Genomic DNA, 13,952 nt, shown 5'->3' with positions numbered 1-13,952 from the left:
CTTACTCCCTGCCCAGATCACGGTGGCGGATGCTGGTGGTGACGCGTGGGAGCTGGCTCAGACGTTTGGCGAGCTCAATTGCAACTGCCACTGAGCGGTGCTTGCCGCCGGTACAGCCCACAGCAATGGTGGCGTAGTGCTTGTTCTCACGGCGGTAGCCATCAAAGACGGGCTCGAGCATGTGCACAAACCGCTCCACGAAGTCTTCGGCACCGTTGTCGTTGAGCACAAAGTTGCTGACGGCTTCATCCTGCCCGGTCAGTGGCCGCAGCTGCGGTATCCAGTGCGGGTTGGGAATGAACCGGACATCGGCCACGTAGTTGGCGTCCACAGGGAGGCCATACTTGAAGCCGAAGCTCATGATGGTCAGGCTCAGAACCACGGGACCTGATTCCGAGAACAGCTCCGTGACGGCAGTGCCCAGCTGGTGCACATTCATGACGGAGGTGTCCAGGATCATTTCTGCCTGGTCCTTCATTTCGGCCAAGAGCAACCGTTCGGCCGCAATGCCGTCGGTGATGCGCCCGTCCTTTTGGAGCGGGTGCGGGCGCCGGCCTTGTTCGAATCGGCGCACCAGCGTGTCGTCACTGGCGTCTAGGAATAGGACCCGGTAGCTGATCCCTGCCGCGGAGAGCGCGTTCAGGGAATCCCGGATGTCGGCAAAGAGCGCCTTGCCGCGAACATCAACCACCACGGCGAGCTTGGGAAGTGCAGCAGGCATGCGTGAGACAAGCTCTGCCAGGGCGGCGAGCATCTGCGGTGGGAGGTTTTCAATGACAAACCAGCCTTGATCTTCCAGCGCGTTGGCTGCTGTGCTGCGTCCGGCACCGGACATGCCGGTGACCACGAGAAGCTCGGATTCCACAGGCTTGATGGGGGTGAGCTCGCTGTCGTTGGCGGCAGTGGGTTCTTGCTGTTGGGTCATTGCTCTTCCCTGTCGGTTGTTGGCGTGCACCTAGTATCATCCCAGCCTACTGGCCGCGGGGCCCGCATTGAACGAAGTGAAATGTGGGAGGACAGTTGGCGCTACTGGCCGCGGGGCCCGCATTGAACGAAGTGAAATGTGGGCTAATCGAGAATTTCGCCCGTGGTCATGTTGACGGCCGGTGCCTGTGGTTGCTCTTTTTCTTGCGCGGCCACGGTGTTGTGAATGGCCTGAGCGAGCACGGGTCCAATCCCCTTGGCCTGCCCCAGTTCCTCTAACGAGGCAGCCCGCACCTTCTTCAAAGAGCCAAAGTGTGCCAGAAGGGTTTTCTGCTTGGCTGCACCCAGTCCCGGCACGGTGTCCAGGATTGATGCTGTCATGGCTTTGCCGCGTTTGGCGCGGTGGAAGGTGATGGCGAATCGGTGGGCCTCGTCGCGGATGCGTTGCAGCAGGTACAGGCCTTCGGAGGAGCGCGGGAGAATGACCGGGAAATCACTCTCGGGAACCCATACCTCTTCCAGCCGCTTGGCCAGGCCAACCACTGCAACATCCGTGATGCCCAGGTCTGCTAGGGCGCGCGAGGCCGCATTGACTTGGGGCACACCGCCGTCAACAACCACCAGGTTGGGCGGGTAGGCGAACTTGGATTTAGGCGTCTGGGCGGCCATCTCGTCTATGTCACCGCCTGGGTCAGCAACAACATCCAGAGCAAGCCCACCAGCGTGAACTAAAGCCCCCGCGCCACCATCATGGCGCCCTAGACCGGCCGCAATTTCACCGCTCGTCCCCACGGCTTGGGCGCGAAGTTCCTTTTCCGCCAGATAGTTGCGGAAACGCCGCGTGATGACGTCATACATTGAGGCGGTGTCGTCGATCGCGGCGTCACCGTTGATGGCGAATTTGCGGTATTCGCTCTTCTTGGCCAGACCATCTTCGACCACCACCATGGAGGCCACAACATTGGTGCCTTGGACGTGTGAGATGTCATAGCACTCGATCCGTAGCAACGGCATAGGCAGTTCAAGGGCTTCCTGCAGCTCTTGCAGCGCGAGTGACCGGGTGGTCAGGTCGCCGGCGCGGCGGGACTTGTGCAAGATCATGGCCTGGCGCGCATTCGCCTGCACGGTATCCATTAGGGCAGCCTTTTCGCCGCGTTGGGGGACTTTGATGGAGACCTTGCCTTGGCGCAGCCCAGCGAGCCACTGGGCCAACTCCTCATGGTTTGTGGGCAGCTCAGGCACCAGGATCTGGCGCGGGATGGCACCTTGTTCGGCATCTTCAGCGCCGTAAACTTGCTGCATGAGATGTTCCCAAAGCTGGGCATCAGTGGCGTCCTCAACTTTTTCAACCACCCAGCCGCGCTGTCCGCGGATGCGTCCACCACGGACATAGAAGACTTGGACCGCGGCTTCCAGCTCATCTTGTTCGACGGCGAAAATATCCGCGTTGGTGTCCTCGGTCAGCACCACAGCGTTGCGTTCAAAGACCTTTTTCAGGGCGATGATGTCATCGCGCAACCGGGCGGCTTGTTCATAGTCGAGCTCGGCCACGGCGGCAGCCATCTTCTTCTCCAACGTGCTGATGAAGCGTTTGGCTTCTCCGCCCATGAAGTCGCAGAAGTCCTGTGCCAGATCCTTATGCTCTTCAACGCTGATGCGGCCAACGCAGGGGGCGGCGCACTTGTCGATGTAGCCGAGCAGGCAAGGACGGCCACTGCGCTCGGCACGGCGCAGCACCCCAACACTGCAGCTGCGTACAGGGAAGACGCGCAACAAGGTATCCATGGTTTCGCGGATGGCACCCGCCGTGTAGGGCCCGAAGTAGCGGGTTCCTTTGCGCCGTTCCCCACGCATCACCTGCACACGCGGGAACTTTTCACTCATAGAGACGGCTAGGTAGGGATAGGTTTTATCGTCCCGGAACGCCAGATTGTAGCGGGGGGCGAATTCCTTGATCCACGTGTATTCAAGCTGCAGGGCTTCCAACTCGCTGCCCACTATGGTCCATTGCACGCTCGCTGCGTGGTGGACCATGGCGTGGGTTTTGGGCAGCAGGGTGGCCGGATTGGCGAAGTAGGAGTTCAGGCGGGAGCGGAGGTTTTTCGCCTTGCCTACATAGATGATGCGCCCGTGTTCGTCACGGAAGCGGTAAACACCTGGATCCGTGGGGATTTCTCCGGGTGCGGGCCGGTAAGTTGCTGGATTTGCCACAAGTCCATCCTAGGCGCACGCGAGTACTGTGCGAGATACGCGCGAGCGGTGGGAGCAGGCTGGGTGGGCCCACAGACGCGAGGGCCCCACCACGAGCGTGCGAGCGGTGGGAGCAGGCTGGGTGGGCCCACAGACGCGAGGGCCCCACCACGAGCGTGCGAGCGGTGGGAGCAGGCTGGGTGGGCCCGCAGACGCGAGGGCCCCACCACGAGCGTGCGAGCGGTGGGAGCAGGCTGGGTGGGCCCGCAGACGCGAGGGCCCCACCACGAGCGTGCGAGCGGTGGGAGCGTCTGGGGACTATTCGATGCTGGGGCTCTGGTTGTACTTGGGGCTGCGTTCTTGGCTAGTCAGTTCAGCAATGGCGTCCATGATGGTGTCGGTTACCAGGCGGCGCGCCGGAAGGGAATGGTCCGGCCCGGTCTTCTCAAAGTACAGCGGTTTGCCGAACCGCAGCGTGAACCGTGCGGGCCGGAAGCCTTTGCTGCCGGCGGGTTGCAGTTTTTCGGTGCCGATAATCCCTACGGGCACCACGGGGGCACCTGTGGTGAGAGCCAGCCAGCCCACACCGGTTCGGCCGCGGTACAAAATGCCGTCACGTGAGCGGGTGCCCTCGGGGTAGATGCCCACACCTTCATTGCGACCCAGGATTTCCAGAAGTGTTTTGAGCGCCTGCACGCTCGCAGCTTGTTCCCCGCGTTCCACAGGGATGGAATTCACTGACTCGAAGAAGGACTTCATGAGTTTGCCCTTGACGCCCTTGCCCGTGAAATATTCAGCCTTGGCGAAGAAAGATACGGGACGCGGGGTCAGTGCCTGCACAATGACCGAGTCGAAGAAGGAGAGGTGGTTGGGTGCCACAATGAAAGGCCCGTCCTTGGGCACATTGTCCAGGCCTTCAACCGTGGGGCGGCACAGGGTGGCGATGGTGCCGCGCGTCAGAAGACGGGTTGCGTCATACAGCGCCATGGCCGGCCTCCTTGGCTGCATTTGTGCCGGACAGTTGGGCGGCTAGTTCCTCTGCGGAATGTACGACGGCGGCAACTCCTGCCGCTTCCAGCTCGCCTTCAGCGGCAAACCCCCAGGCGACGCCAATGCAGTTAATGCCGTTACTGCTGGCACCGTGCACGTCCTGGTGCCTGTCCCCCACCATGATGGCGTCCACAACAGCGCTGGTATTCAAGTCAGTGCCGGTATTCAAGTCTGTGCCGGGGATGGCATCCAGCGCAGCGAAAGTGGCGCTGTCCGCCAGCGCTGCGGCAATGATTTCTGCCTTGCCCGCCCGGTAGTCGGGGTCTCCCGGCCTCAGGTTTTCGTCACTATGGGACCCGCGGATGATGTGAAAATATGTGTCGAGTCCGTGGAGGGCCAGCAGTTCCTTGGCCAGCGGCTCGGGTTTTTGCGTGGCTACGGCGAGGTAGACGCCAGCGTCTTTTAGTTGCGCCAGAAGGTTCTCGATGCCCGCATACACCACGGACATGGCCATACCGTGTTCCATGTACCAACCGCGGTAGACGGCAATGACCTCGTCAACGTGCTCGTGAGGAACACCCAGAAAATTGATGAGCCCGTCAGCAAGTTTGGGCCCGATCATCGACTTGAGCACGTCGGGGCCAGGAACCGGCAACCCCTTTGCTGCCAGAGCATATTCCAAGCCGCCGGTGATGCCTCCTGCGGGGTCCACAAGGGTTCCGTCAAGGTCAAAGAGGACCACCGAGGGCAGGCGTTGACGTTGGATGACCATATTTATGGCAGGGGTTACTGTACTCACGTCCATAGTTTCTCACGACCCCACCCCGCAGGGCCGCATCCATGCACCTGCGGGCATATCTTCAGGTGCGGGCGCCCGCCTTAGAGAACTTCGCGCAGGAAGGTTGCCGTGTAACTGGTCTCACTCTTGGCAACCTTTTCAGGGCTGCCCGTGGCCACCACCTTGCCGCCACCGGTGCCGCCGTCGGGGCCCAGATCCACAATCCAGTCAGCGCTTTTAATAACATCCAAGTTGTGTTCAATGACAATGACGGTGTTGCCCTTGTCCACCAGCCCCTGCAGCACGAGCAAGAGTTTGCGGATGTCCTCAAAGTGCAGGCCAGTGGTGGGCTCGTCCAGCACATAAATACTGCGCCCGTTGGAGCGCTTCTGCAACTCTGCCGCCAGCTTCACTCGCTGCGCTTCACCGCCGGAAAGCGTAGTGGAGGCCTGCCCCAGCCGCACATAACCCAGGCCGACGTCGACCAGGGTACGCAGGTGCCGGGCGATGGGCGTGAATGCGGCAAAGAACTCTGCACCCTCCTCGATGGGCATGTTCAGCACATCGGCAATGGACTTGCCCTTGTAGTGCACCTCGAGAGTTTCGCGGTTGTAGCGGGCGCCGTGGCACACTTCGCAAGGAACGTACACATCCGGCAGGAAGTTCATTTCAATCTTCAACGTGCCGTCACCCGTGCAGGCCTCGCAGCGCCCGCCTTTGACGTTGAAGGAGAACCGGCCGGGCTGGTAGCCGCGCATCTTGGATTCGTTGGTCTCAGCGAAAAGCTTGCGAATGTTATCAAATACGCCTGTGTAAGTGGCAGGGTTGGAGCGCGGCGTGCGCCCGATGGGGCTCTGGTCAACATGGACCACCTTATCGAGGTGTTCCAGGCCATCGATGCGCAGGTGCCGCCCGGCAACCTGCTTGGCGCCGTTGAGCTTGGTGGCCAGCACCTTGTACAGGATCTCGTTGACCAGCGTTGACTTGCCGGAGCCACTGACACCGGTGACAGCCGTCAGCACACCCAGCGGGAACTTCACATCAATGTTGAGCAGGTTGTTCTCCCGTGCACCCACCACGGCAAGTTCCCGTGATTTGTCATACTTGCGCCGCTTGGCGGGCAAGGCAATGGACTTGCGCCCAGACAGGTAGTCACCGGTCAGGGAGCGGGTGTTCGCGAGAAGATCGGGCAGGGACCCTGAATGCACCACTTCGCCACCGTGCTCACCGGCGCCGGGGCCAATGTCCACGATCCAGTCGGCTTCCTTGATGGTGTCCTCATCGTGTTCCACAACAATGAGCGTATTCCCGAGGTCGCGCAACCTGGTGAGCGTTTCAATGAGGCGGCGGTTATCGCGCTGGTGCAGTCCAATGGAGGGCTCATCCAAAACGTAGAGCACACCCACCAGTCCGGAGCCGATCTGGGTGGCTAGGCGGATGCGCTGGGCTTCGCCGCCGGAGAGGGTGGCTGAGGCGCGTTCCAGGTTCAGGTATTCCAAACCCACATCCAGCAGGAACTTCAGCCGGGCCTGGATTTCCTTCAGCACCTGGCTGGCGATCTGCGCTTCGCGACCAGTCAAGACCAGGTTGGAGAGGAAGTCAAAGCAGTCGCGCATGGACAGGGCGCAGACTTCGGCAATGTTCTTCTCGTTGATCAGCACAGAGAGGGAAGCCGGGTTAAGGCGCGCACCACCGCAGGCAGGGCACGGGATTTGGCGCATGTACTCTTCGTAGCGGTCACGGGCCGAATCCGATTCGGTCTCCATGTGTTTGCGCTGAATATACTGGACGGCACCTTCAAAGCCGGTGCTGTATTTGCGTTCGCGGCCAAAGCGGTTCTTGTACTGAACCACCACCTTGTGGTCCTTGCCGTACAGGATGGCTGTGCGTGAGGCGGTATCGAGCTTGTTCCACGGGGTCTCCATCTTGAAATCCAGCTCCGTGGCCAGACCTTCAAGGAGTCTGTTCCAGTATTCGGTGGTGGCAGTACCCAGCGACCACGGCGCAATGGCGCCTTCGCGCAAGGACAGGAACGGGTTGGGAACCACCAGTTCCTCGTCCACCTCCAGCTTGGTACCAATACCGCTACACGCGCTGCAGGCACCAAAGGGGTTGTTGAAGGAGAAGGATCGTGGTTCAATCTCGTCGATGGCCAGCGGGTGTTCGTTGGGGCAGGCCAGGTTCTCGGAGAAGGAACGGATCCGTCCGGCGTCGCCTTCCTCTAGATCCACAAGTTCCACCAAGACCCGGCCGTCAGCCAGCCCCAGCGCAGTTTCCACAGAGTCCGTGAGGCGCTGCTGGATGCCATCCTTAACCACCAGACGGTCCACTACCACCTCAATGGTGTGTTTGAAGGTCTTCTTCAGTTTGGGCGGCTCGCTGAGCTGAATTTGCTCACCGTCCACCTTGGCCCGGGAGTATCCCTTGGCGGTGAGCTCCCGGAACAACTCCACGAACTCGCCCTTGCGGTCCCGCACCACGGGGGCCAGAACCTGAAAGCGGGTGCCTTCTGCCATCTCAAGGAGTTGGTCAACAATCTGCTGCGGTGTCTGCTTCGCAATGGGTTCCCCACAGACGGGGCAGTGCGGGGTACCCACACGCGCCCAGAGCAGACGCATGTAGTCATAGATCTCGGTAATGGTGCCCACGGTGGACCGCGGGTTTTTCGAGGTGGACTTTTGGTCAATGGACACGGCCGGGGAAAGGCCTTCAATGAAGTCAACATCGGGTTTATCCACCTGCCCCAGGAACTGCCGGGCATAGGCTGAAAGTGACTCAACGTAGCGGCGCTGACCTTCAGCAAAAATGGTGTCGAAAGCCAGTGAGGATTTACCCGAACCGGAAAGGCCCGTGAAGACGATCATGGCGTCGCGGGGCAGATCCACGTCAATGTTGCGCAGGTTGTTCTCCCTGGCGCCTTTCACGATCAGGCGCGAGAGATCCGGCCGCTTGGGCGCAGCTACCTTAGCTGGGCCGCCAGGGGCTTCAGTACTTACAGGGGTTACTGGGGTTTCTGGGGTTACAGACTGGGCCATTGTTTCCTTCACATCACTGGCTGCCACACCGTCAGCGGCCGCCTCTCACGCTTGGCCGTCCGCAGTGCGCTCACAACAGGGCCGCGAGTCCGGCGCACGTTGCTTTCACTCATTAGTATAATCGAAAGTTCGTTCGAACGCGCGCCCGGGTCCGGCCCGGTTTCCGCCCGCTTCGAGAGTTTTGGTGGGCTAGCTGCGCTCCAGGGCAGCCGTGACAATACGCAGCGCCTTGGCGTGAGAGACGCCCAGCTCACGCACGACGGCGGCGAAGGCCTCCGCGGCTTCCGCCACCTGGGCGGCAATCTTGTCCCCGCCGGAGGCGATGGCTGTGCCACTGCGTCCAGCCGTGAGAACAATGCCGGCCTGCTCAAGTTCTCGGTAGGCACGGGCCACGGTGTTCGCTGCTACACCCAGATCTGTTGCCAGTGCCCGCACCGAGGGGAGCTTGGTCCCAACCGCGAGGTCACCCGAGGACGCCAGGTCCAGAATCCGGAGCCGAACCTGTTCAAAGGGCGGCACCGTCGATTCCGTATCCAGGCGCCACCGGTGCATCAAAATATCCATGGAATTCACGTCTGACTCACCTCTTCGACCAACGGTTCACCAAATTGGCTCATGTATAGATCGTAGTAGAATCCTTGGCCCGCCAAAAGCTGTTCATGGCTGCCTTGTTCAATGATTTCTCCGTGGTTCATGACCAAGATCAGATCCGCGTCGCGAATCGTGGAGAGCCGGTGGGCAATGACAAAACTCGTCCGGTTGGCGCGAAGCCTGTTCATGGCTTGGCGGATCATGACCTCGGTGCGGGTATCAACCGAGCTCGTGGCCTCGTCCAGAATCAAAATTCCCGGATTGGCGATCCAGGCACGGGCTATGGTCATGAGCTGGCGTTGACCCTGACTGAGCCCACCGCCATCGTCGGTCAACACCGTGTCATAGCCATCGGGCAAAGATCGCACAAAATGGTCAACATGGGTGGCCTCGGCAGCTTCCTGGATCTCTGCGTCAGTGGCGTCGAGCTTGCCGTAGGCCAGGTTGTCCCTGATGGTTCCGCCAAACAGCCACGCGTCTTGCAAGACCATGCCGAATTGGCTGCGCAGGTCATCGCGCGTCAAGTGGGCGGTGTTGACCCCGTCCACGGTGATAGCGCCTGAATCAATTTCATAGAAACGCATGAGCAGGTTCACCAGCGTGGTTTTTCCAGCACCTGTGGGACCCACTATTGCCACAGTCTCGCCCGGCTCAGCCACCAGGGAAAGATCCTTAATCAAGGGCTCCTGCGGGTTGTAGGCGAAGTTGACATGCTCGAAGACGACGCGGCCGGCTGCGTTGCCGAGCTTGGCGGCCGGGCTGTGGTCCGGGCGTTGCTCCTTCGCATCCAGCAGCTCAAAGACGCGTTCGGCAGAGGCCACCCCGGATTGTAGGAGGTTGATCATGCTGGCAAGTTGGGCCATGGGCTGACTGAACTGGCGTGAGTACTGGATGAATGCCTGAACACTGCCAATGGTCAGCGTTCCCTGAGCAACCTGAATACCGCCAAGCACGGCCACCACCACATAGTTCAGGTTGGCCACAAAGTTGGTGCTGGGCATGATGATTCCGGAAATGAACTGCGCCTTGGCGCTGGACTCGTAGAGGTAGTCATTAGTAACCCGGAACTTTTCAATCGCCGCTTCCTGCTGGCCGAAGGCCTTGACAATCTCGTGGCCGGTAAACATCTCCTCAACGTGGCCGTTCAAATCGCCCGTACTTTTCCACTGTGCGGCGAACTGTACCTGCGAGCGCTTGGCGATCACCACGGTCAGGATGGCGATGATGGGCACCGTCAGTAAGGAGATGCCGGCCAGGATCGGGGAGATGGAGAACATCATGCCCAGTACCCCAAAGACCGTCAGGACGGCTATGAGGATCTGGGTCAGCGTCTGGTTGAGGGTTTGGGCGAAGTTGTCAATGTCATTGGTGACGCGGGAGAGCACGTCTCCTCGGGATTCTTGTTGGAAGTGTGACATGGGGAGGCGGTCCAGCTTGTCCTCGATGTCTCGCCGGAGACGGTACATGGCACGTTGGACAATGCCCGTGGTCATGTAGCCCTGGGACCAATTGAAGAAGAACGCCGCTACGTAGAGGGAGAGGACAACCATGAGAATGGCGCCGAGTGCGGCTAGGTCCATGCCTTGTCCTGGGACAACGTTCATGGCGCTGAGCATGTCAGCTAGTTGCCCTTGTCCGCTGGCCCGTAGTTGCTCCACAGCTTGGGCCTTGGTGGTGCCGGCCGGAAATTGTTGGAGCATCTTGCCCACAACGCCGTCAAAGATGATGTCTGTTGCGTTGCCTAGGATCTTCGGCGCCACCACTGAGAGGGCAACTGAGATGGCGGCCAACAGCAAGACAAAGGCGATGCGCATCTTATCTGGTGCCATGAGGCCCAGAATTCTTTTCAGGCTGGGCCCGAAGGACAGTGCTTTTTGTGGAGGGCCGCCACCGCGGCCGCCTCGCATCATGCTCATGCCGGGGTCTCCTGTTCTTGTGCGTCCTCAGCGTTGATCTGGGAGGTGACGATCTCTTGGTAGGTGGGGCAGGAGAGCAGGAGTTCTTCGTGAGTACCCTGCCCCACCAGCTTTCCTTCATCGAGCACCAGGATGTTATCCGCGTCCTTGACGGTGCCCACCCGTTGGGCAACCACTAAGACGGCGGCATCCCGGGTGACAGGCTTGAGAGCCATACGCAGTTTCGCGTCAGTGACATAGTCCAGAGCAGAAAAGCTATCGTCAAATAAGTAGACGGCGGGTTGGGCCGCTATGGCACGTGCAATGCACAGGCGTTGGCGCTGTCCACCGGAGACGTTGGAGCCGCCTTGTTCAATGGGGGCTTCGAGCCCTTCTGGCAAATTGCGCACAAAGTCGGCAGCTTGCGCCGTTTCCAGCGCCTGCCACAGTTGCTCATCCGTTGCCTGTGGGTTTCCCATGCGAATGTTACTTGCCACTGTGCCGCTGAAAAGATAAGCCCTTTGCGGCACCAAGCCAATGGAGCTGCGTAGTGTGGCAAGGCTCAGTGCCTTGACGTCATACCCGCCAAGTTCTATGGACCCTTGGGTGGTATCAAGCAATCTGGGGATGAGGTTCACCAGTGTGGACTTTCCGCTGCCAGTGGAGCCGATGATGGCCGTGGTGGTTCCTGGCCCTGCGTTGAAACTGACGCCAGAGAGGACAGGGCTCTGAGCTCCGGGATAACTGAAGGTAGCATCGTGGACCCGCAACACGCCGTCGAGCCGGTCAAGGGAGATGGCATTGGGCGCATCCATGACGGTGGGCTCGGTGGTCAGGACCTCGGTGATGCGTTCTGCACTGACGGCCGCCCGCGGGATCATCATGAACATGAACATGGCCATCATGACGGCCATGAGGATTTGCATGATGTAGCTCAAGAACGCTGTGAGCGCCCCAATCTGCATCTGGCCGGCATCAATGCGTTGTCCACCAAACCACAAAACGCCGACACTGGTGATGTTCACAACAAAGAAGATGGTGGGGAACATCAAGGCCATGAGCCGTCCGGCCCGCAGTTGGGACGTGGTCAGGGCGCCATTGGCGGTGGCGAAGCGTTGTGCCTCATAGTCGCGCCGGCCAAAGGCGCGGATGACACTAATGCCGGTGATTTGCTCCCGCAGCACACCGTTAATGTCATCCAATTGGCGCTGCACTTTACGGAAAGTGGGGACCAGCACCCGGACAATCAAGGAGATCGCAATAATCAGCACGGGCAAGATCACCAGCAGCAATCCGGAGAGCGGCACATCCTGCGCCATGGCAAGAACAATTCCGCCAATGCACATGATGGGGGCCGTGACCATCAAGGTGAAGGACATCAAGGTCAGCATCTGCACTTGCTGGACGTCGTTGGTGGTGCGGGTAATGAGGGAGGGCGCCCCAATGGTGCCCATCTCCTGCGAGGAAAATGACTCCACCTTATTGAACAGATCCCGCCGGATTTGCCGGCCCACCCCCATGGCGAGCCTGGCGCTCAGGAACGTTGCCGCAATGGCACACACCACCTGCCCGGCCGTAATCAGCAGCATCCACAGGCCCAGGTTCATGATGACGTCAATCTGGCCCTTGACCACGCCGTCATCAATGATGTCCGCATTGAGCGTTGGAAGGTACAGCGAAGCGAGAGTGGAGAGGAATTGCAGCACCACAATGGCTATCAAGGGACCCTTATGGGGCGCAAGATTGCGGGCTATGAGTTGAAACAGCACAAATCCTCCTGTGGTTCCGTTCGGTCACGTTAGTTCACACTGCTCATAATTTACTCCCCTCGCCGTGTCATTGTCTGTGAGAGCATCGCGCATCTTGCAGGTGTGGCGATTCCGCTCATCGCAACGCCCATTGCAGAGCCAACCAGGGCGTGGAACTACACCACTGGCTTAGCCGTACAGCTCAAACGCCACGGCTCCACCAGAAGTGACCATCTCTGTCTGCTTGCGGGCCTGAACATCCACAGCTTCCTCACTCAGCGCTCGCAGGTATTGGCTGTGTTCTGCCAGCGACGCGCAGGCTTTTTCAATGCTGGCAGCGGACACCGGCTGGGCATGGGTGGGGTGTGGAGACATGATGGCCACCCACTTGCTTTTGTGCCGCGGCAGGCCCTCGGCCAGTAGTTCGGGGAAGATCCATTCATTGTCAGCATCCCCTACGGCATCCAAGACAGCCCGGCCCACTGCCCTGTGATCGGCGGAGTTCCACTGCCCCGGTCCCCACTCATCCCGGTGGTTCAGGCTCAACACCACATCTGGGCGGACCCGGCGAATCTCCCGGGCCAAGTCGCGGCGCAACCCCAGCCCCTCTTCGATCCGCCCGTCAGGATAATCCAGAAACACTAAATCGCTCACACCTACCCGGGCACAGGCGTTCTGCTGTTCCATGACACGCAGCGGCCCCGACTCTTCCGGGTGCATGCCTGCAATGCCGGCTTCCCCACGAGTCGCCAACACGTAGCTGACCTGTTTTCCGGCGGTGATCCATTCCGCCACCGCCGCCGCCATCCCATATTCGGGATCATCCGGGTGTGCCACGAGCACCAGGGCCCGCTGCCAGTCCTGGGGAAACTCTTGCATTTCACTCATTGTTTCTCTCCCACCATAAAGATCCGCCGGAACGGAAAAATTGTGCCACATTCACCCGGCGGATAGGCCGCCACCAAAAGAGGTTCGAACATTTGTTCGAATTTTATCATTTCTTCCGCACCCAGAGCTGCCGCCACTGGCCTCAAGGCGGTGCCCCGGACCCAGCCCAACACCGGGGACTCCCCCGGCAATAGATGGTTGTACGTTGTCTCCCATACATCTGCTGTGGCCCCGTTGCTCAGCAACAGCTCCTGGTATTCAGAGGGTTCCGCCAGCGCATCATGGTGGCCCAACACACCGTCCAGCTGTTTGCGCCAGCGCGGACTGCCTGCCAATTCCCGGAGCAACACGTGCGACGGCGAGCCAAAGTTCCCCGGGACCTGCACTGCCAGCCACGCACCAGGGCGCAGTTCCGCCAGCCACTGCGCCATGAGATCGCGGTGCCCTGGCACCCATTGCAAGGCGGCATTGGACACCACCACATCAACCGGTGGAGCCCCGGCGGCTATGGCTGCTCCAGCGAACCCGCCGGACCCCGGCCGCCAGGCAGTGATATCGCCCTGCACAAACGCCAGCCCCGGCTCTAGGTGAGCTGGACGCCGGTGAGCTGCAGGCGGGAGAGAGGGGCCGCCGTCGTGCGCCGGATCAGGCGTGAGAGTAGAAGCAGGAGAAGGCAGAAGCGTGCGGGCCTGGGCAATCATGGCCGCGGAGCTGTCTAGCCCCAGGACGCTGGCCCCGGGCCAGCGCTGCGCGAGCGTTGCACTGAGCGTTCCTGGCCCGCAGCCCAAATCCACCACGGATCGCGGCGCCGTTGCCCCGATCCGGAAGGTCAGGTCAAAGAAGGGCCGGCTGCGAAAATCGCTGAAGTGGCCGTACACGTCCGGTTCCCACAGAAATGTTCCATCACCCATGC

10 protein-coding genes are annotated in these 13,952 nt (G+C 60.5%); all 10 read right to left on the bottom strand.

Annotated features, from left to right (window positions below; all coding sequences use genetic code 11):
* Position 1: 1 nt before the first annotated feature.
* The 10 genes from rapZ to RY113_RS05190 all read right to left on the bottom strand — a co-directional run bounded on the left by rapZ (position 2) and on the right by RY113_RS05190 (position 13,950).
* Positions 2 to 925: an RNase adapter RapZ gene (gene rapZ, locus RY113_RS05235; protein ID WP_110106954.1), complete on the bottom strand. Its 924-nt coding sequence runs from the start codon at positions 923 to 925 to the stop codon at positions 2 to 4.
* A gap of 143 nt (positions 926 to 1,068) precedes the next feature.
* Positions 1,069 to 3,135 (bottom strand): excinuclease ABC subunit UvrC, encoded by a 2,067-nt coding sequence (gene uvrC, locus RY113_RS05230; RefSeq protein WP_315913765.1) that lies wholly within the window; start codon positions 3,133 to 3,135, stop codon positions 1,069 to 1,071.
* A gap of 297 nt (positions 3,136 to 3,432) precedes the next feature.
* Positions 3,433 to 4,101 carry a 1-acyl-sn-glycerol-3-phosphate acyltransferase gene (locus tag RY113_RS05225; RefSeq protein ID WP_110106956.1) on the bottom strand — a complete coding sequence of 223 codons (669 nt, stop codon included), beginning with the start codon at positions 4,099 to 4,101 and terminating at the stop codon, positions 3,433 to 3,435.
* Entirely contained in the window at positions 4,088 to 4,903 is an 816-nt protein-coding gene (locus RY113_RS05220) for an HAD hydrolase-like protein (protein WP_315913764.1), read from the bottom strand. The genes RY113_RS05225 and RY113_RS05220 overlap by 14 nt, the downstream gene beginning before the upstream one ends.
* A gap of 80 nt (positions 4,904 to 4,983) precedes the next feature.
* Entirely contained in the window at positions 4,984 to 7,917 is a 2,934-nt protein-coding gene (uvrA, locus tag RY113_RS05215; protein WP_315913763.1) for an excinuclease ABC subunit UvrA, read from the bottom strand.
* Positions 7,918 to 8,106: 189 nt separating this feature from the next.
* Positions 8,107 to 8,481 (bottom strand): GntR family transcriptional regulator, encoded by a 375-nt coding sequence (locus RY113_RS05210; protein WP_315913825.1) that lies wholly within the window; start codon positions 8,479 to 8,481, stop codon positions 8,107 to 8,109.
* Between the two features lie 5 nt (positions 8,482 to 8,486).
* Positions 8,487 to 10,424 (bottom strand): ABC transporter ATP-binding protein, encoded by a 1,938-nt coding sequence (locus RY113_RS05205; protein ID WP_315913762.1) that lies wholly within the window; start codon positions 10,422 to 10,424, stop codon positions 8,487 to 8,489.
* Entirely contained in the window at positions 10,421 to 12,172 is a 1,752-nt protein-coding gene (locus tag RY113_RS05200) for an ABC transporter ATP-binding protein (protein WP_110106960.1), read from the bottom strand. The genes RY113_RS05205 and RY113_RS05200 overlap by 4 nt, the downstream gene beginning before the upstream one ends.
* A gap of 168 nt (positions 12,173 to 12,340) precedes the next feature.
* Positions 12,341 to 13,039 carry a PIG-L family deacetylase gene (locus RY113_RS05195; RefSeq protein WP_315913761.1) on the bottom strand — a complete coding sequence of 233 codons (699 nt, stop codon included), beginning with the start codon at positions 13,037 to 13,039 and terminating at the stop codon, positions 12,341 to 12,343.
* Positions 13,036 to 13,950, bottom strand: coding sequence for a methyltransferase domain-containing protein (locus RY113_RS05190; protein WP_315913760.1), 915 nt, complete (start codon positions 13,948 to 13,950; stop codon positions 13,036 to 13,038). The genes RY113_RS05195 and RY113_RS05190 overlap by 4 nt, the downstream gene beginning before the upstream one ends.
* Positions 13,951 to 13,952 lie beyond the last annotated feature (2 nt).

The organism is Arthrobacter sp. lap29 (assembly GCF_032458965.1).
Taxonomy (GTDB): Bacteria; Actinomycetota; Actinomycetes; order Actinomycetales; family Micrococcaceae; genus Specibacter; species Specibacter psychrochitiniphilus.
Note: the sequence above shows the minus strand (reverse complement) of the source record. Positions and strands in the feature narration are given on the sequence as shown.

Excerpts from the sequence above, each read along its gene's own strand:
- rapZ (WP_110106954.1), bottom strand. The coding sequence starts at position 925 with ATGACCCAACAGCAAGAACCCACTGCCGCCAACGACAGCGAGCTCACC.
- RY113_RS05225 (WP_110106956.1), bottom strand. The coding sequence starts at position 4,101 with ATGGCGCTGTATGACGCAACCCGTCTTCTGACGCGCGGCACCATCGCC.
- uvrA (WP_315913763.1), bottom strand. The coding sequence starts at position 7,917 with ATGGCCCAGTCTGTAACCCCAGAAACCCCAGTAACCCCTGTAAGTACT.
- RY113_RS05210 (WP_315913825.1), bottom strand. The coding sequence starts at position 8,481 with ATGGATATTTTGATGCACCGGTGGCGCCTGGATACGGAATCGACGGTG.
- RY113_RS05205 (WP_315913762.1), bottom strand. The coding sequence starts at position 10,424 with ATGAGCATGATGCGAGGCGGCCGCGGTGGCGGCCCTCCACAAAAAGCA.
- RY113_RS05195 (WP_315913761.1), bottom strand. The coding sequence starts at position 13,039 with ATGAGTGAAATGCAAGAGTTTCCCCAGGACTGGCAGCGGGCCCTGGTG.
- RY113_RS05190 (WP_315913760.1), bottom strand. The coding sequence starts at position 13,950 with ATGGGTGATGGAACATTTCTGTGGGAACCGGACGTGTACGGCCACTTC.